We start from the raw sequence: 16,661 nt of genomic DNA, 5'->3' as shown, positions 1-16,661 counted from the left end.
AGGGTTAGGCGGGCATGGTCAACGGGCCGTTAAGGCTGACGTCCGGGGCGCCGCCGCGCTATACCGCAGGCATGAGCGACCGCGACGCCCGCCTGATCCCGCCCTCGCCCAGCGAGGACGACTACGTGCGCCAGGTGGCCGAGGCCGCCCCGCAGCCGCTGCTCTCCGCCACCGACCCCTTCGCCCTGTTCGCCGAGTGGTTCGGCGAAGCGCTGAAGAGCGAGGTCAACGACGGCAACGCCATGGCGCTGGCCACGGTGGACGACGCCGGCCTGCCGGACGTGCGCATGGTGCTGCTCAAGGACTACGACGCCCGCGGCCTGGTCTTCTACACCAACTTCGAGAGCGCCAAGGGCCGCCAGCTGCTGGCCCGTCCGCAGGCGGCGCTGCTGTTCCACTGGAAGTCGCTGAGGCGGCAGGTGCGGGTGCGGGGCGCGGTGAGCGAAGTCACCGAGGCGGAGGCCGACGCCTACTTCGCCGGCCGCGCGCGCTCGGCGCAGATCGGGGCCTGGGCCTCGGACCAGTCCAGGCCGATGAAGGACCGGCTGGCGCTGGAGAAGCGCATCGCCGCCGTGGGCCTGAGGTTCGGGCTGAAGGCGCCGCCCCGGCCACCCAACTGGTCGGGCTTCCGCCTGGTCCCGCAGATGTTCGAGTTCTGGCGCGACCGGCCGTTCCGGCTGCACGAGCGGCTGGCGTTCCACCGCGCGGACGGCGGCTGGACCAGCGAGCGGCTGTTCCCTTGACCGATCCGGAAGAGGCGGAGGTGGCGGCCTGGTTCGCGGGCCGCGCCGACCGCAGTTTCGAGACCGCCTGCGCCCGGATCTACCTGGCCGGCGACACGGCCTTCAAGGTCAAGCGGCGGGTGGAGCTGGGCTACCTGGACTATTCGACGCCGGAGCTGAGGCTGTGGGCGCTGCAGCGCGAGCTGGCGTTCAACCGGGCCGCGGCCAGCGACATCTACCGCGCCGTGCGCCGGGTGACGCGCACGCCGGCCGGCGGGCTGGAGCTGGACGGCGCGGGGCCGGTGGTCGAGCACGTGCTGGAAATGCGCCGGTTCGATGAGGACGCGGTGCTGTCCGTCCAGCCCTGGGCGCTGGACGGCGACCTGGCCGAGGCGCTGGGGCGGACGGTCGCGCAGGCGCACGCGGCCGCGCCGCTCCGGCCGCGGGGCGGCGGCGGCAAGGCGTTGAAGTACACCATCGACTCCAACGCCCACCTGATCCGCGAACTGGCGCCGCGGCTAGGCGGGGACCGGGTGGAGGCGCTGATCGCGGCCACCGACGCGGAATATTTCCGCCGCGCGGCGCTGCTGGACGCCCGGCGGGACCAGGGCTTCGCCCGCCGCTGCCACGCCGACCTGCACCTGGGCAACATCCTGCTGGAGTACGGCCGGCCGGTGCTGTTCGACTGCATCGAGTTCAACGACGTGCTCTCCGAGATCGACGTCCTCTACGACCTGGCCTTCCTGTTGATGGACCTGGACTTCCGCCGGCGCCGCGATGGCGCGGCAAGGGTGCTGTCGGCCTACCTCGACAGCGCGGCGCGGACGTTCCCGGCGGGGCTGTGGGAGGGGCTGGCGGCCTTGCCGCTGATGCTGTCGGTGCGGGCCGGCGTGCGGACCCACGTCTGCGCCCACAGCGGCGACCTGGCGGGCTCGGGCGCCTACCTCGATGCGGCGCTGGCGCACCTCGCGCCCCCGCCGCCCAGCCTGACGGCGGTGGGCGGGCGCTCCGGGTCGGGCAAGTCCGGCTTCGCGCGGCTGATCGCGCCGGGGCTGGGCGCGTCGCCGGGCGCGGTGATCCTGCGCAGCGACGAGGTGCGCAAGCGGCTGGCGGGCGCGGGGCCGGACGCCGTGCTGCCCGACGCCGCCTATGGGCCCGGGACCGACGGGGCGGTCTATGACGCCCTGTTCGCCGAGGCGGGGCGGGCGCTGGCGGCGGGGCGCGCGGTGGCGCTGGACGCGACCTTCCTGCAGCCGGAGCTGCGGGCGAGGGCGGCTGACGCGGCGCGGAAGGCGGGGGTCCCGTTCCAGGGCGTGTGGCTGCAGGCGGCGCCGGAAGTGCTGGCGGCCCGGGTCGCGGCGCGGCGGGGCGACGCTTCCGATGCGACGCTGGCGACGCTGAAGGCCCAGCTGGCGGCGGACCCGGGCGTGATCGACTGGGCGGTGGTGGATGCGACCGGGCCGGCGGCGGCCGCGGCGGAAGCCTGGGCGGGTAGCGCTCCCGCGTCCGACCCATGGGCCGTTGCTTAAAGCCCGCGGCGAAACTAGCGTCGGCTTGGGCTGGCCGCAGCCGGCGCGGGAGGATGGGCATGCTGGGCCTGATGCAGGACTGGCCGCTGACGGTCGACAGGATTCTGGACCACGCCAAGGCCTGGCACGGGTCGCGGGAGGTGGTGAGCCGTTCGGTGGAAGGGCCCATCGTGCGTACCACCTACGCCGAGATCCACGCCCGGGCGAAGCGGGTGTCGAACGTGCTCCTCGAACTGGGGATCAAGCCCGGCGACCGGGTGGCGACCATGGCCTGGAACACCGCCCGGCACCTGGAGGTCTGGTACGGGATCATGGGGATCGGCGCCGTCTGCCATACCCTGAACCCGCGTCTGTTCGCCGATCAGCTCTGCTACATCATCAACCACGCCCAGGACCGGATCATCTTCACGGACCTGACCTTCCTGCCGGTGCTGCTGGAGCACCGGGCGAGGATGCCGTCGGTCGAGCGGTTCATCCTGATGACCGACGAGGCCCATATGGAGGGCGCCGGCGAGGCGCTCTGCTACGAGGCCCTGCTGGCCGGCGTCTCGGAGGACTGCGCCTGGGGCGGCTTCGACGAGAACACCGCCTGCGGGCTCTGCTACACCTCCGGCACCACGGGAGACCCCAAGGGGGTGCTCTACTCCCACCGCTCCAACTTCCTGCACACCCTGATGACCATGGGCGTCGACGTGCTGGCGCTGTCGGCGCGGGATACGGTGCTGCCGGTCGTGCCGATGTTCCACGCCAACGCCTGGGGCCTGGCGTTCTCCTGTCCGGCGGCCGGCGCCAAGCTGGTGCTGCCGGGGGCGAAACTGGACGGCGCCTCGATCCACGAACTGATCGAAAGCGAGGGCGTCACCTATTCCGGCGCCGTGCCGACGGTCTGGCAGACGCTGCTGGCCTATCTGCGCCAGACCGGCCGCAAGGTCCCCACCCTGAAACGGACGCTGAGCGGCGGCTCGGCCGTGCCGGAGGCGCTGATCCGCGCCTTCCGCGACGACTATGGAGTGGAGGTGACCCAGGCCTGGGGCATGACGGAGATGTCGCCGGTGGGCGCCCTGGCTTCGCCCAACGGCGCGGTGGCGGCGATGGACCCCGAGGCGCAGTTTCAGTACCGGCTGAAGCAGGGCCGCTCGCCGCTCTGCGTGGACATGAAGCTGTCGAACGAAGAGGACCCGGCCCTGCCGCACGACGGGACGACCTTCGGCCGGCTCAAGGTGCAGGGGCCGTTCGTGGCGCGGGAGTACTTCCGCAGCGAGACCGGGACGGCGCTCGATCCCGACGGCTGGTTCGACACCGGCGACGTCGCTACCATCGACCCGATGGGCTACATGCAGATCACCGACCGGGCCAAGGACGTGATCAAGTCCGGCGGCGAGTGGATCTCCTCCATCGAGATCGAGAACCTGGCGACGGCTCATCCGGCGTGCCTGATGGCCGCGGTGATCGGGGTGGCCCATCCCAAGTGGGGCGAGCGGCCGCTGCTGCTGGTGAAGCCCCAGCCGGGGATGAGCGTCTGCAAGGCGGAGATGCTGGCCTTCCTGGAGGGCAGGATCGCCAAGTGGTGGACGCCCGACGAGGTGCTGGAGGTGGACGACATCCCGCTGGGGGCCACCGGCAAGATCGACAAGAAGGCGATCCGCGAGCGGTTCAGAGACTACGCCCTGCCGGAGGCCGCCGAGTCCCCGTCACAGGGCCAGCCCGAGGAGGCCGCGGCGGGAGCCAGGCGCCCTTTTCCGGATGAGCCGGCCCGGCCGGTGGGGCGGCCGGCGGCGCTGCTGCGGCGGCGGTAGGACGGGTTTTCCTTCTTCCGCAACGGACGAACGATGCGCGGGGGATTCCCCAGCCGCGGCGGAAAGCCTATACCGCCGGCGCCTTCGATCCGCGGCCTGAGGGGCCGTGGCGTCCGCAGCGTCGTGAGTTTGGCGGTCGCGGGGGCGCGGGATGCATAACCAGTGAGCGGATTCGTCTTTCACGATCCATCCGGACGTCGGGCCCGGCGGGCGGGGCTGTCGGGCGGGGTGCTGCTGTCCTTCGCCCTGGCGCTGTTCGCCGGGTTCGCGGCGACGCTGGCGTTCGCGCCGAAGATGCCGGAGCTGACGCTGAAGGACCCGCGGATCCTCACGGCGCTGCACGACACCAACGCGCATGCCGTGCTGAAGAAGACCCGCTGGAGCCCGCCGCGCGCGCCACGCGCGCCCGGGGCCGTCGCCGATCCGCGCCCGCTGTCGGTGGGCTTCTACGTGAGCTGGGACGAGCGTTCGCGCGAATCGCTGCGCGCGCATGTGGAGCAACTGGACGTGGTGGCGCCGCAGTGGGTGCAGCTGCAGGTTCGCCCTGGCGACGTCACGGTGACCAACGACCCGCAGGCCCGGGCGATCATCCAGGCCTCGGCGCGCAAGCCCACGCTGATGCCGCTGGTCTACAACGCCCGCGAGGAGGTGTGGGACGGCCCGCTGGGCGACCGGGTGATCACCGACCCGACGGCCCGCGCCAGGCTGCTGGCCAACCTGGCGGCGCTTGCCGGGAAGCGCGGCTACAGCGGCTATGTGTTCGACTTCGAATCGCTGTCGCCCGCGGGGCTGGCGGCCTATCCGGCCTTCCTCGGCCAGGCGCGGGCGGCGTTCCGGCCGCTGGGCCTGCAGGTGTGGGTGACCGCGCCCTTCGCCGACCGCTCCTGGCCGCTGAAGCCGCTGCAGGCGGCGTCGGACGTGGTGGTGATGATGGCCTACGACCAGCACTGGGCCACCGGGGGCGCCGGACCGGCGGCGGCGCAGGATTGGTTCCAGTCCAATCTGGCCCAGGACTTCGGCGACCTCGACCCGCAGCGGACGGTGATCGCCCTGGGCGCCTATGGCTACGACTGGACCCAGGGGACGAAGCCGCACGCCGACACGGTGACCTTCCACGAGGCCGCGCTGATCGCCCACGATTCCGAGGTCGACGTGCCGTTGGACCCGGCCTCGCTCAATCCGCATTTCGCCTATGCCGACGAGCAGGGCCGGCCGCACGAGGTCTGGTTCCTGGACGCGGTGACGTTCTACAACCAGATGGCCGCGGCCAATCCCTGGCGGCCCAAGGGCTATGGCCTGTGGCGGCTGGGGTCGGAGGACCCCGGGGTCTGGAGCCTGCTGGACAAGCCGTTCTCGGCGCTGAGCCCGCAGGGTCTGCGCGTGCTGGGTCCCGGTCAGGACGTGGACTTCGACGGCACCGGCGAAGTGTTGCGGGTGTCGGCGACGCCGACGCCGGGCAAGCGGAGCTTCACGGTCGACCCCCGCTCGCGCCTGATCGAAAGCGAGCACTACGACGTCCTGCCCACCTCCTATGTGCTGCAGCGCTACGGGGCCCATCCCGGGCTGGTGGCGCTGACCTTCGACGACGGACCGGATCGGCGCTGGACGCCGAAGATCCTCGACATCCTGAAGGCCAGGCACGCGCCGGCCACCTTCTTCGTCATCGGCCAGAACATGCAGACCCTGCCCGACCTGGTGGAGCGGGAGGTGCGCGAGGGCCACATGGTAGGCGGCCACACCTGGACGCATCCGAACATCGGCGAGACCGGGCCGGCGGAGACGGCGCTGGAGCTGAACGCCACCCAGCGGCTGTTCGAGACGCTGACCGGCAAGTCGCAGCGGCTGTTCCGGCCGCCCTATTTCGGCGACGCCGAGCCCTCCACCCCCAGCGAGGTGGCGCCGCTGCTGGCCGCGCAGAAGCTGGGCTACCTGATCGTGGGCCTGAGGATCGACCCCGACGACTGGCAGAAGCCCGACCCCAGGCACATCGTGGCGCGGACCCTGGAGCGGCTGGCCGACACCAATCCGGAGACCGGCGGGCAGGTGGTGCTGCTGCACGATTCCGGCGGCGACCGCAGCCGGACGGTGGAGGCGCTGCCGGCGCTGATCGACGCGCTTCGGGCGCACGGCTATCGGCTGGTGACGGTGGCGGACCTGGCGGGGATGACCCCGGCCCAGGCGCTGCCCTCCGCCGACCGGGCGCCGGTGTCGCTGTTCCTCGACCGGATGGGCTTCGGTTTCGCCCGCGCGGTGCAGGCGGCGCTGTATGCGCTGTTCCTGTCGGCGATCGCGCTCGGGGCGGCCCGGCTGGCGCTGATGGCCTCGCTGGCGCTGGTGCACCGCAGCCGGGAGGGTCGCACGCCGCCGCTGCTGGCCGACCCCGATGCGCCGCTGATCAGCGTGCTGATCCCCTGCTTCAACGAGGAGAAGGTGATCGCCGCCTCGGTGCGGCGGGTGCTGGGCTCCACCTGGCCGCGGCTGGAAGTGATCGTGCTGGACGACGGCTCCACCGACCGGACGGCTGAAGAGGTGCGCACGCGCTTCGCGGACGAGTCCCGGGTGCGGCTGATGAGCTTCCCCAACGGCGGCAAGGCCCGGGCGCTGAACCGCGGCCTGGCGGCGGCGGGGGGGCAGATCGTCGTGGCCCTCGACGCCGACACCCAGTTCGAGCCCAAGACCATCACCAAGCTGGCCCGCTGGTTCGCCGACCCGACGGTGGGGGCGGTGGCCGGCGACGCCCTGGTGGGCAACCGGGTCAACCTGATCACCCGCTGGCAGGCGCTGGAGTACGTCGTCGCCCAGAACCTGGAGCGCCGGGCGCTGGCGGCGCTGGGCGCGGTGACGGTGGTGCCGGGCGCGGTGGGGGCGTGGCGGCGCTCGGCGATCGAGGCGATCGGCGGCTATCCGGACGACACCCTGGCCGAGGACCAGGATCTGACGCTGGCCGTGCAGCGGGCCGGCTGGCGGGTGGAGTTCGACCCCGACGCACGCGCCTGGACCGAGGCGCCGGACACGGTGCGGGGCCTGCTCAAGCAGCGGTTCCGCTGGTCGTTCGGGACGCTGCAGTGCCTGTGGAAGCATCGCGGGGCGCTGTTCGACCGGGCCCATCCGGTGCTGGGCTTCCTGGCCCTGCCGCAGATCTGGCTGTTCCAGATCGTGCTGGCCTGCGCGGCCCCGCTGGTCGACCTGGCGATGGTCTGGAGTCTGGTCGCCGGGGTGGTCGCCCACGCGGCGCACCCCGACCAGTGGAACCAGGAGAAGCTGATCCTGCCGCTGGCCTACTGGGCGATTTTCGTGCTGGTGGACCTGTCGGCCTGCGCGCTGGGGCTGGCGATGGAACGCCGCGCGCCCTGGCGGGACATCCTCTGGACCCCGCTGCAACGGTTCGGCTACCGGCAGCTGATGTACTATGTGGTGGCCAAGTCGGTGGTCACCGCCGTGCGCGGGCCGCTGGTCGGCTGGGGCGCGCTGGAGCGCCGGGCGACGGTGGCGGTGGACGCGGCGGCCTAGGGGAGCTCCTCGCCCCCGATTCCGCGAGCGAGGGGCGGCCGGAAGCGGCCCAGGGAGGCGTTTGATGGCCGAGCCCACGATCGCCGCGCCGGGCCGAGGCCGGTGGCGCCGGATGCTGGCCCCGTTCGCCCCGCTGGCGACGCGGCCGCGGCTGAGCGTGGCCCTGACCTTCGGGATCGCGGTGTGGACCTGGTGCGCCTACGGGCCATACGACCTGCGCTGGAGCACCTGCGCGGTGCTGGCCTGGAACGTCGTCTGCCTGGCGTTCATCGCCCTCGTGGTCCCGGAGATGGTCGACCGCGACCGGCGCCAGATCCGCGCCAAGGCGGCCACCCAGGACGAGGGGCGGGGTTTCATCCTGGGGCTGGTGATCGCCGCCACCGTGGTGAGCCTGGCGGCCATCGCCGGGGAACTGTCGCTGGCCCGGGGCGGCCACGGTTGGGAGAAGGGCGCGCGGGTGGTGCTGGCGGCGGCGACGGTGGCCGCCTCCTGGACCATGGTGCAGTTCATCTTCGCCCTGCACTACGCCCACGAGTATTACGCGCCAGACGAGGCGGCGGGAGGCGAGGCGGTCGTCGGGGGGCTGATGTTCCCCGGAGACGAGGATCCCGACTACTGGGACTTCGTGCACTTCTCCGTGGTGATCGGGGTCGCGTGCCAGACGGCGGACGTGGCGTTCACCTCGAAGGCGCTCAGGCGCATCGGCACGGTGCATGGGGTGGTGGCCTTCACCTTCAACACCGTCGTGGTGGCGCTGACCATCAACCTCCTGGCGGCGTTGCTCTGAGCCGCCTCAGACCTTCAGGTCGAACCGGGGGACGGGAGCCCCGGAGGGGACGACGCGCACCTCGTCGGCGCGCAGCGGCATGTCCATGCCGCGGGCCTGGCCCCAGGCGCCCTGGGCGGTGGCGAGGCCGGCGGTGGCGTTCCAGACCCCGAAGCCGGTGAAGCGGTATTCAATCCGGAACATGACGCCTCCTGACCATGCGTGTCGCAGTCGTCCGAGGCAAAATGTCGCAGGTTTCTTGCTGAAACCTTAATGGCGGAACATTGGTCGCCGAACGGGGGGCGGCATGGCGAACCCGCCACAGGCCTCAAGGCAGGCGGAAGAGGCTGTCCGGGCCGGGCGGGCCGTCGCTCAGCGCCCGGCCGCGGCGGACGAGGTCGATGAGGTGGCCCAGCACCGAGCGGCCGGCGGCGGGCCACAGGCCGGGGTCCACGTCGGCGTAGAGGCCGGGCACCATGTCGCCGATCCGGGTGGGGCCGGCCGCCAGCGCGCCGAGGATCTGCGCCTCGCGCTGCCGGCGGTGGGCGATATAGGCGTCGATGAATGGCCGCGGCTCGCGCACCGGCGGGCCGTGCGTGGGCCACAGGGTGTCGAAGTCGCGGTCGCGGATCCTGGCCAGGCTCTGCATGTAGTCGGTCATGTCCCCGTCGGGGGGCGTGATCACGGTGGTCGACCAGCCCATGATGTGGTCGCCGGTGAACGCCGCGTTCTCTTCCAACAGCGCGTAGCAGATGTGGTTGGAGGTGTGGCCGGGGGTGGCGATGGCCTCCAGCGTCCAGCCGGGGCCGGCGATGCGCCCGCCGCCGCCGCAGAGGCTGACGTCGGGGCGGAAACTGAGGTCGCCGGGGGCCTCGGTGCGCACGCCGCTGTCGTCCGCCGCATGGGACTTGACCGCGCAGCCGTAGATCGCCGCTCCGGTGTCGGCCTGCAGGGCCGCGGAAAGCGGCGAGTGGTCCATGTGGTGGTGGGTGACGACGATGGCGGTCACCTTCTCGCCGGCGGTGGCGGCGCGCAGCGCGGCGTAGTGCTCGGGCAGTTCCGGGCCCGGGTCGATCACCGCCACCTCGCCCCGGCCGACGATGTAGGTTCCGGTGCCGGTGTAGGTGAAGGGCCCCGGGTTGTTGGCGATCACCCGGCGGATCAGTGGCGAGACCTGATCGCACCGGCCGTACTCGAACTCGATCTTGCGCACATAGGGGATCATGACGGGTCCTTGGCGACTGAGGGGCAGGCCTTCAACCGCCCAGCACGCCGGAAAGGTCGTAGCCGGCGGCGGCGCCCAGGCCGATCAGCTCCTGGCGGCTGCGGGCGCCCGACTGCGCCTGGCCGACCGACCAGGTGACGATGGAGCGGGTGCCGGAGCGGCAGTAGGCGAGGACCGGCCCGGGCGCCTCGGCCAGCGCCGCCCGCTCGGCCTCCACCTGGGCTGGCGTCGGGCCGCCGACCACCGGGATGTGCAGATAGGCCAGGCCCGCGGCCTTGGCGGCGGCCTCCATCTCGGCGCTGGTGGGCTGGCCGGGCTGCTCGCCGTCGGGGCGGTTGTTGATGATCAGCCTGAAGCCCTGGCGGGCGGCCTCGGCCAAGTCGTCCACGCTGATCTGCGGGGCGACGGAGAGGTCATCGGTGACGCGTCGGAAATCGGCCATCTGGGGAACCTTGCGCAAGGGGAGGGGCCCTTCGTTGACATCATCGGGGGCGGATGGAAGTTTCGCAACGCCCGGGCGCCGAAAGCCCGCCTCCAAGGCCGCAGAGCCCCATGTTGCGTTTCATCGGCCGCCGGCTCCTGGTGGCGATCCCGACCCTCTTCCTGGTGGTCACGGTCGCCTTCTTCATGATGCGCGCGGCGCCGGGCAGCCCCTTCGACATGGACCGCAAGCTGTCGCCGGAGATCAAGAAGAACGTCGAGGCCAAGTACGGCATGAACCGGCCGCTGGGCGAGCAGTACGTGCGCTACCTGCGCGACGTGGCGCACGGCGACCTGGGCCCCTCGCTGAAGTACAAGGACAAGGCGGTCCTGCAGATCCTGCAGGAGAATTATGCGGTCAGCCTGATCCTGGGGCTGTCGGCGATCGTCGTCGCCGGGATCGTCGGCGTGACCCTGGGGGTGCTGGCGGCGCTGCGGCAGAACCGCGGGGTCGACTACGGCGTCATGGGGCTGGCGATCCTCGGGGTTTGCGTACCGACCTTCGTGACCGCGCCGCTGCTGGTGCTGCTGTTCGCCTCCAAGCTGGGCTGGGCGCCCAGCGCCGGCTGGAACGGCGGGGCGTTGCCCAACCTGATCCTGCCGGTGACGGTGCTGGCCCTGCCGCAGGTCGCCATCATCTCGCGCCTGACCCGGGCCGGGATGATCGAGGTGCTGCATTCGAACTATGTGCGCACCGCCCGCGCCAAGGGCCTGCCGGAGAGCCGGATCGTCTGGCGCCACGCGCTGCGCGCGGCGATCCTGCCGCTGGTGAGCTACCTGGGGCCGGCCTGCGCGGGCCTGCTGACCGGCTCGCTGGTGGTGGAGAAGATCTTCAACCTGCCCGGGCTGGGGAAGTTCTTCGTGATCAGCGCCCTGCAGCGGGACTACACGGTGGTGATGGGGATGGTGATCGTCTACGCGACGCTGATCCTGCTGCTGAACCTGCTGGCGGACCTGCTCTATGCGGCGCTGGATCCGCGGGTGCGGCTCACATGACCACGACCATCCTGGTTCCCGGCTCGAGGCGCGGGCCCGAGCTGATGCAGCAGGCGGTCAAGGGCCGCAGCCTGTGGGACGACGCGCGCCGGCGGCTGTTGCGCAACCGCGCCGCGGTGGCCGGGATGGCGGTGCTGGCGCTGCTGGTGGTGGCCGCGGTCCTGGGGCCGTACTTCGCGCCCTACGCCTATGACGCCATCAACAAGAACGACGTCTGGGCGCCGCCGCTGACCGGCGGCCACCTGCTGGGCGCCGATTCGCTGGGGCGGGACCTGCTGGCGCGCCTGCTGATCGGCTTGCGGGTCTCGCTGGCGATCGGGCTGGTGGCGACCACGGTCTCGCTGGTGATCGGGGTGGCCTGGGGGGCGACGGCGGGCTTCATCGGCGGGCGGCTGGACGAGGCGATGATGCGCTTCGTCGACGTGCTCTACTCGCTGCCGTTCATCTTCTTCGTGATCCTGCTGATGGTCACCTTCGGGTCGGACATCATCCTGATCTTCGTGGCCATCGGGGCGGTGGAGTGGCTGACCATGAGCCGCATCGTCCGCGGCCAGACGCTGACCCTGAAGCACAAGGAATTCGTGGAGGCCGCGCGGGCGGCGGGCCTGGATTCGCCGGCGATCATCGCCCGCCACATCGTGCCCAACCTGCTGGGGCCGGTGGTGGTCTATGTGACGCTGACCATTCCCGCAGTGATCCTGGCGGAGAGCTTCCTGAGCTTCCTGGGCCTGGGCGTGCAGCCGCCGATGGCCTCCCTGGGCACCCTGATCGCCAACGGGGCGCAGGACATGGAGCTGGCCTGGTGGCTGCTGGTGTTCCCCTCGGTGGTGATGGTGGTGACGCTGATGAGCTTCAACTTCATCGGCGACGGGCTCAGGGACGCCATCGACCCGAAGGACCGGTGAGGGACCTATTCCCGAGCGTCATCCCCGGCTGCAGCGCGTGGCGCGGAATGCCGGGGACACACGAACACCGAGGCCCAGGACGGATCTCGGGGCCGGCGTTCATGGCCGGCCGGGACAAGCCCGGCCATGACGTCTGGAACTGGGACGGGGGGAAAGGGCTCAGGCGGCCGGCCAGGCCGCCAGCAGCTCGTCCGTCGTGGTGATCGTCGCCAGCATGGAGAGCGTGTTGGCCAGCACCTGCTCGGCATAGGCCTCGGGGAAGCCGGCGGCGGCGTCGCGGGGGATGATCACCTGATAGGAGCGGTTCACCGCGTCGAAGGTGGTGTTCAGCACGGCGAAGCACAGGGAGACGCCGGAGAGCACCACGGTGGTGACCCCCTGGTTACGCAGCAGGGAGTCCAGGGGGCCGCCGGTCATCGGGCTGGTGCCGTGAAAGCGGGGCAGGTGGATGTCGCCGTCGCGCCATACCTCCGGGACCGGCATGCTGGAGCCGCGCTCGACCACGGCGGCGCCGCGCTTGCGCGCGTTGCCGAACAGGCGGGCGTTGGCGTTGGCGCCGAATTGGCCGGGCAGGCGCTCGGCGGTGCAATGGACCACCGGCGCGGCGCGGTCGCGGGCGGCCTGGGCGATGCGGGCGGCGTTGGGGATCAGCCCGACCTTGGCGGCGGCCTCGGTGAGCGCCGGCCACGGCGCGGCCTCGCCGATGACCCCGGGCTGGACCTCGCACATCACGAAGGCGACGCGGCCGGGCTGAAGCAGGCTTTCCAGGGTGATGGCCATCGGCGGGACTCCTTTTCGACGTTGAACGGGTCAGCCGGCGGCGTCCCGGACGGGCGTCGCGGAAAAAACCGTCGCGACATCAGCTTTGGTACAACCTGAGGCTTGCCCGGACAAGACCGAGCGGTGCAGTGTATTCGCGGACCTCGGGCGTCGCGCCGATAAAATCGACGTCGGCCGTAAAAACGCCCGCGGGCCGTCCTGTAACTCGAAGACATGGCGGGCGATGTCCAACGCCCGTGGGAGGACGCCGGTGAGCCTGAACGACGATCTGCGCCAATGGAAGGGGCCGTTTGCGTCTCCGGGGCCGGCCGAGCTCGCCGACCGGCTGGCGGCGAGCCAGCTCGTGAAAATCTACGCCCTGGGCATCGACATGCGCGACTACGACCTGTGCCGCAGCGCCTTCGCCGAGGGCGCCCAGATGGTGGGGACGCATGGCTCGGCCCTGATCGAAAAGTACCTGCCGAAGGTCTATGAGGGCGCCGCGGGCTTCGCCGCCACCCAGCACAACATCACCAACCAGCACGTCACGCTCGACGGGGACGATGCCCTCGTGTGGAGCTACGCCATCGCGGTCCACAAGGCCGCTCCCGACAGCGAACGCACGGACCTGACCATGGGCGTGCAGTACCGCGACACGTGCCGCCGGTTCCCGGACGGCTGGCTGATCACCGCCCGCACCGTTGTGGTGCAATGGACCGAGAGACCCAGGAGCGCGGAATGACCCGGAAAATCGCATTCATCACCGGCGCGAGCCGGGGCATCGGCAAGGCCTGCGCCATCGAGCTGGCGGACGCCGGCTACGACGTGGCCATCACCGCGCGCACGCTCAAGGAAGGCGAGCAGCGGGAGCACTCCTCCACCCTGAAGGCGTCGGACACCTCCCCCCTGCCGGGCAGCCTGGAAGGCACGATGGCGCAGGTCGAGGCCAAGGGCGTCAAGGCGATGGCCGTGGCGGCGGACCTGCTGGACTCAGCCTCGCTGGGCGCGGCGGTGACCCAGGTGCTGGAGCGCTGGGGCCGCATCGACGTGGTGGTGCACAACGGCCGCTACATCGGCCCGGGCCACATGGACCGATTCCTGGAGACGCCCATCGAGCTGCTGCGCAAGCAGATGGAGGGCAACGTCTTCGCCGGCCTGGTGATCAACCAGCTGGTGCTGCCGAACATGATCGCCAACGGCGGCGGGACCATCGTCAACATCACCTCGGCGGCGGGCTATGGCGACCCCCGGGAGCCGGCGGGCGGCGGCGGCGGCTGGGGCATGGGCTACGGCATCTCCAAGGGGGCGTTCCAGCGGATCGCCGGCTTCCTCAAGGTGGAGCACGGCCCCCAGGGGATCCGCTGCTTCAACGTCCAGCCCGGCCATGTCGCCACCGAGCGCATGGCCCAGGACATGGTCAAGTTCGGCTTCAGCCCCAGCGGCGCCCCGCCGGCCGTGCCCGCCAAGGTGGTGCGCTGGCTGGTCACCGAGCCGGAAGCCGAAGCCTACAACGGCAAGAATATCGAGGCGCAGAATTTCTGCCACGAAATGGGCTTGCTCCCGAGCTGGGGCGGACCCCCGCCGCCTTCCAAGGACGCGGGCGGAAGCCTGGACCTCTCCGGCTACAATCTTCAGCAGATGGCCAGGGGGGCGAAGGGCTACACCTAGGCTCCCACGCGTCGGCGTCATCGGCGGCCGGGACGAGCCCAGCCGGACGCCTGAACTCGGACGGCGACCGCTCACCGATCCCGGTGCACGCGCACGCCGGCGTGGCCGCCGATGCTCATGATGTAGCTGCCCATCATCGCCTGGCGGATGTTGGCGGTCATGCCCTCGCGCGGCGTGACGGTGAAGTCGCCGGTGTCGATCTGGCGCCAGACCTGGCCGCCCTCGACGGTGACGGTCCATTTGCCGTTCCCGTCGCGGCTGGCGGCCAGCACCTTCAGCGCGACGCGCCGGATGTCCTCCGGCGTCTCGCCGCGGTCGAAGATCGCCAGCGAGGGCAGGTTGAAGCCGAAGCCCTGGTGGCGGACGGTCCTGGCCTGCTCGCGGTCGACCACCACCACGTCGCCCTTGGCCTCGGCCTGGTCCATGGCGCCGGCGGCGGCGTCGTAGCAGGCGAGGCGGGCGGCGTCGGCCGCCACCTTGCGGCAATCCAGCAGGCCCTGCAGCACCGGGACGCGGCCCTTGGCCTGCGGTTCGGCGTGGACGGCGCCCGCGACCAGCAGCAAGCCTGCGGCGAGGCTTGCCCGCGCCCGAAAACCTGTCATCGCTGAAACTCCATGTTGCGTCGTCGCACCATTGATACGTTGCTGGGCGCCGCGTGCAATCTCGCGGTCCTGGCGGCCGCGGCGGCGATGCTGGCGGCCTGCGGTCCCGGGCGGCCGGCGCGGCCGGCCTGCCCGGCGAACGCCAAGTGCCTGCTGCTCGGCAACGGCTCGGAGCCGATCTCGCTCGACCCGCACAAGATCACCGGCACCTGGGAAGACCGCATCGTCTCCGACGTGATCATGGGCCTGGTGCAGGACGACGCCGACGGCCGGGCGATCCCCGGCATGGCCGAGCGCTGGACGACCAGCGCCGATGGGCTGGTGTGGACCTTCTACCTGCGCGACGCCCTGTGGTCGGACGGGGTCCCGGTGACGGCGGACGACTTCGTCTTCTCGCTCCGGCGGATCCTCGCCCCGGAGACCGCCTCGGAGTACGCCTCGCTGCTCTATCTGATCAGGAACGCCCAGCCCGTGAACGAGGGCAAGCTGGGCGGAGAGTCGCTGGGGGCGCGCGCCCTGGGGCCGAAGGTGCTGGAGATCACCCTGGAGCACCCGGCCCCCTACCTGCCGGAGCTGGCCAAGCACCAGACCATGTATCCCGTGCCCAGGCACATGGTGGAGAAATATGGCGACGGATGGAGCCGGCCGGACCGCTTCGTGGGCAACGGGCCGTTCCGGATCACCGCCTGGCGGCTGGGCGACTATGTGAAAGCGGTGAAGAACCCCAGGTTCTACGACGCGGACAAGGTCTGCCTGGACCAGATCTACTACTACCCGACCAACGACGCGGTGAGCGCCGAGCGGCGGGTGGAGCGCGGGGAACTGGACGTCTCGACCGACATCAAGTCGAACCGCATCGCCTTCCTGCGCCAGCGGATGCCGGCCTATGTGCGCACCCACACCTTCCTGGGCGTCGCCTATCTGGCGTTCAACACCCACGTTCCGGCTTTCCGCGACCGGCGGGTGCGGATCGCCCTCGACATGGCGATCGACCGCGACTTCATCACCGGGAAGCTGCTGCGCGGCGGGCAGGTCCCGGCATACACCTTCGTGCCGCCGGGGGTGGCCAACTACCGCCCGGCGGCGGCGCCGGTCTGGGCCGCCTGGCCGCTGGAGCGGCGCCAGGCGGCGGCGCGCGCCCTGCTGGCCCAGGCGGGCTACGGGCCGGGCCGTCCGCTGCGCACCGAGATCAAGCACCGCAACACGGACGACCCGATGCTGTTCATGCCGGCCGTCCAGGCCGACTGGAAGGCGATCGGCGTCCACGCGGACCTGGTGCAGAACGAGACCCAGATCGCCTACGCCGCCTATCGCGCGCGCGACTTCCAGGTGGCCGACGCCGCCTGGATCGCCGACTTCAACGACGCGATGAGCTTCCTCTACCTGCAGCAGTCGTCGACGGGGGCGCAGAACTACGGCGACTACAGGAGCCCGGTGTTCGACGGCCTGCTGGCCCGGGCCGACCACGAGCCCGACATCCGGCGCCGCGCTATCCTGATGGCCCAGGCCGAGGCGGTGATGCTGCGCGACGCCTCGGTCGCGCCGGTGTTCTTCTACGTCAACAAGAACCTGGTGAGCCCGAACGTCACCGGCTGGGTCGACAACATCATCGACCACCACCGGGCAAGATACCTCTGCCTCAAGGGTCGGTGACGCCCGAAACCGCGGGCTCCCCCGCCAACCGGGGTTGAAACGTGCGCCGG

At 71.3% G+C, this 16,661-nt stretch carries 15 protein-coding genes; 10 read left to right on the top strand and 5 right to left on the bottom strand.

Annotated elements, in window-relative coordinates:
- Positions 1-71 precede the first annotated feature (71 nt).
- The 5 genes from pdxH to VGL30_RS09675 all read left to right on the top strand — a co-directional run bounded on the left by pdxH (position 72) and on the right by VGL30_RS09675 (position 8,344).
- Complete coding sequence (gene pdxH / locus VGL30_RS09695) at positions 72-743, top strand: pyridoxamine 5'-phosphate oxidase (RefSeq protein WP_331539329.1); 672 nt, start codon at positions 72-74, stop codon at positions 741-743.
- The gene (locus VGL30_RS09690) at positions 740-2,251 is read left to right on the top strand and encodes an AAA family ATPase (RefSeq protein ID WP_331539327.1); all 1,512 of its coding nucleotides are present in this window, start codon (positions 740-742) and stop codon (positions 2,249-2,251) included. The genes pdxH and VGL30_RS09690 overlap by 4 nt, the downstream gene beginning before the upstream one ends.
- A 59-nt stretch (positions 2,252-2,310) precedes the next feature.
- Complete coding sequence (locus VGL30_RS09685) at positions 2,311-4,047, top strand: long-chain-fatty-acid--CoA ligase (RefSeq protein ID WP_331539325.1); 1,737 nt, start codon at positions 2,311-2,313, stop codon at positions 4,045-4,047.
- A 162-nt stretch (positions 4,048-4,209) separates the two neighbouring features.
- A complete protein-coding gene (locus VGL30_RS09680; RefSeq protein ID WP_331539323.1) occupies positions 4,210-7,557 on the top strand; it encodes a glycosyltransferase in 3,348 nt (1,115 codons plus the stop codon).
- A gap of 64 nt (positions 7,558-7,621) precedes the next feature.
- The gene (locus VGL30_RS09675; RefSeq protein WP_331539321.1) at positions 7,622-8,344 is read left to right on the top strand and encodes a DUF1345 domain-containing protein; all 723 of its coding nucleotides are present in this window, start codon (positions 7,622-7,624) and stop codon (positions 8,342-8,344) included.
- Positions 8,345-8,350: 6 nt separating this feature from the next.
- Here the strand turns inward: VGL30_RS09675 and VGL30_RS09670 are convergent, their stop codons facing one another.
- The 3 genes from VGL30_RS09670 to VGL30_RS09660 all read right to left on the bottom strand — a co-directional run bounded on the left by VGL30_RS09670 (position 8,351) and on the right by VGL30_RS09660 (position 9,990).
- Positions 8,351-8,527, bottom strand: a complete 177-nt coding sequence (locus VGL30_RS09670) for a hypothetical protein (protein ID WP_331539319.1) — start codon at positions 8,525-8,527, stop codon at positions 8,351-8,353.
- Positions 8,528-8,651: 124 nt separating this feature from the next.
- Positions 8,652-9,548 carry an MBL fold metallo-hydrolase gene (locus tag VGL30_RS09665; protein WP_331539317.1) on the bottom strand — a complete coding sequence of 299 codons (897 nt, stop codon included), beginning with the start codon at positions 9,546-9,548 and terminating at the stop codon, positions 8,652-8,654.
- Positions 9,549-9,579: 31 nt separating this feature from the next.
- Positions 9,580-9,990 (bottom strand): TIGR01244 family sulfur transferase, encoded by a 411-nt coding sequence (locus VGL30_RS09660; protein WP_331539315.1) that lies wholly within the window; start codon positions 9,988-9,990, stop codon positions 9,580-9,582.
- A gap of 110 nt (positions 9,991-10,100) precedes the next feature.
- Between VGL30_RS09660 and oppB the strand changes: the two genes are divergently transcribed.
- Both oppB and VGL30_RS09650 read left to right on the top strand, forming a co-directional pair.
- Entirely contained in the window at positions 10,101-11,024 is a 924-nt protein-coding gene (gene oppB, locus VGL30_RS09655) for an oligopeptide ABC transporter permease OppB (RefSeq protein ID WP_331539313.1), read from the top strand.
- On the top strand, positions 11,021-11,929 hold the full coding sequence (locus VGL30_RS09650) for an ABC transporter permease (RefSeq protein ID WP_331539311.1): 909 nt from the start codon (positions 11,021-11,023) through the stop codon (positions 11,927-11,929). The genes oppB and VGL30_RS09650 overlap by 4 nt, the downstream gene beginning before the upstream one ends.
- A 159-nt stretch (positions 11,930-12,088) precedes the next feature.
- Here the strand turns inward: VGL30_RS09650 and VGL30_RS09645 are convergent, their stop codons facing one another.
- A complete protein-coding gene (locus tag VGL30_RS09645) occupies positions 12,089-12,709 on the bottom strand; it encodes a cysteine hydrolase (protein WP_331539309.1) in 621 nt (206 codons plus the stop codon).
- A 250-nt stretch (positions 12,710-12,959) separates the two neighbouring features.
- On the opposite strand from VGL30_RS09645, the gene VGL30_RS09640 reads away from it, so the two are divergent.
- Positions 12,960-13,430: a nuclear transport factor 2 family protein gene (locus VGL30_RS09640; RefSeq protein ID WP_331539307.1), complete on the top strand. Its 471-nt coding sequence runs from the start codon at positions 12,960-12,962 to the stop codon at positions 13,428-13,430.
- On the top strand, positions 13,427-14,356 hold the full coding sequence (locus VGL30_RS09635) for an SDR family oxidoreductase (protein WP_331539305.1): 930 nt from the start codon (positions 13,427-13,429) through the stop codon (positions 14,354-14,356). Before VGL30_RS09640 ends, VGL30_RS09635 begins: the two co-directional genes overlap by 4 nt.
- 71 nt (positions 14,357-14,427) lie before the next feature.
- Here VGL30_RS09635 and VGL30_RS09630 read toward each other — a convergent pair whose 3' ends face one another.
- Entirely contained in the window at positions 14,428-14,958 is a 531-nt protein-coding gene (locus VGL30_RS09630) for a hypothetical protein (RefSeq protein WP_331539303.1), read from the bottom strand.
- A 12-nt stretch (positions 14,959-14,970) separates the two neighbouring features.
- Here VGL30_RS09630 and VGL30_RS09625 point away from each other — a divergent pair, with 12 nt between their 5' ends.
- A complete protein-coding gene (locus VGL30_RS09625) occupies positions 14,971-16,611 on the top strand; it encodes a peptide ABC transporter substrate-binding protein (RefSeq protein WP_331539301.1) in 1,641 nt (546 codons plus the stop codon).
- Positions 16,612-16,661 lie beyond the last annotated feature (50 nt).

Origin of the sequence: Phenylobacterium sp. (assembly GCF_036502675.1) — a bacterium.
In the GTDB taxonomy this organism is placed as follows: domain Bacteria; phylum Pseudomonadota; class Alphaproteobacteria; order Caulobacterales; family Caulobacteraceae; genus Phenylobacterium.
The sequence above is the reverse complement of the archived record's forward strand: the minus strand, read 5'-3'. Positions and strand labels throughout refer to the sequence as shown.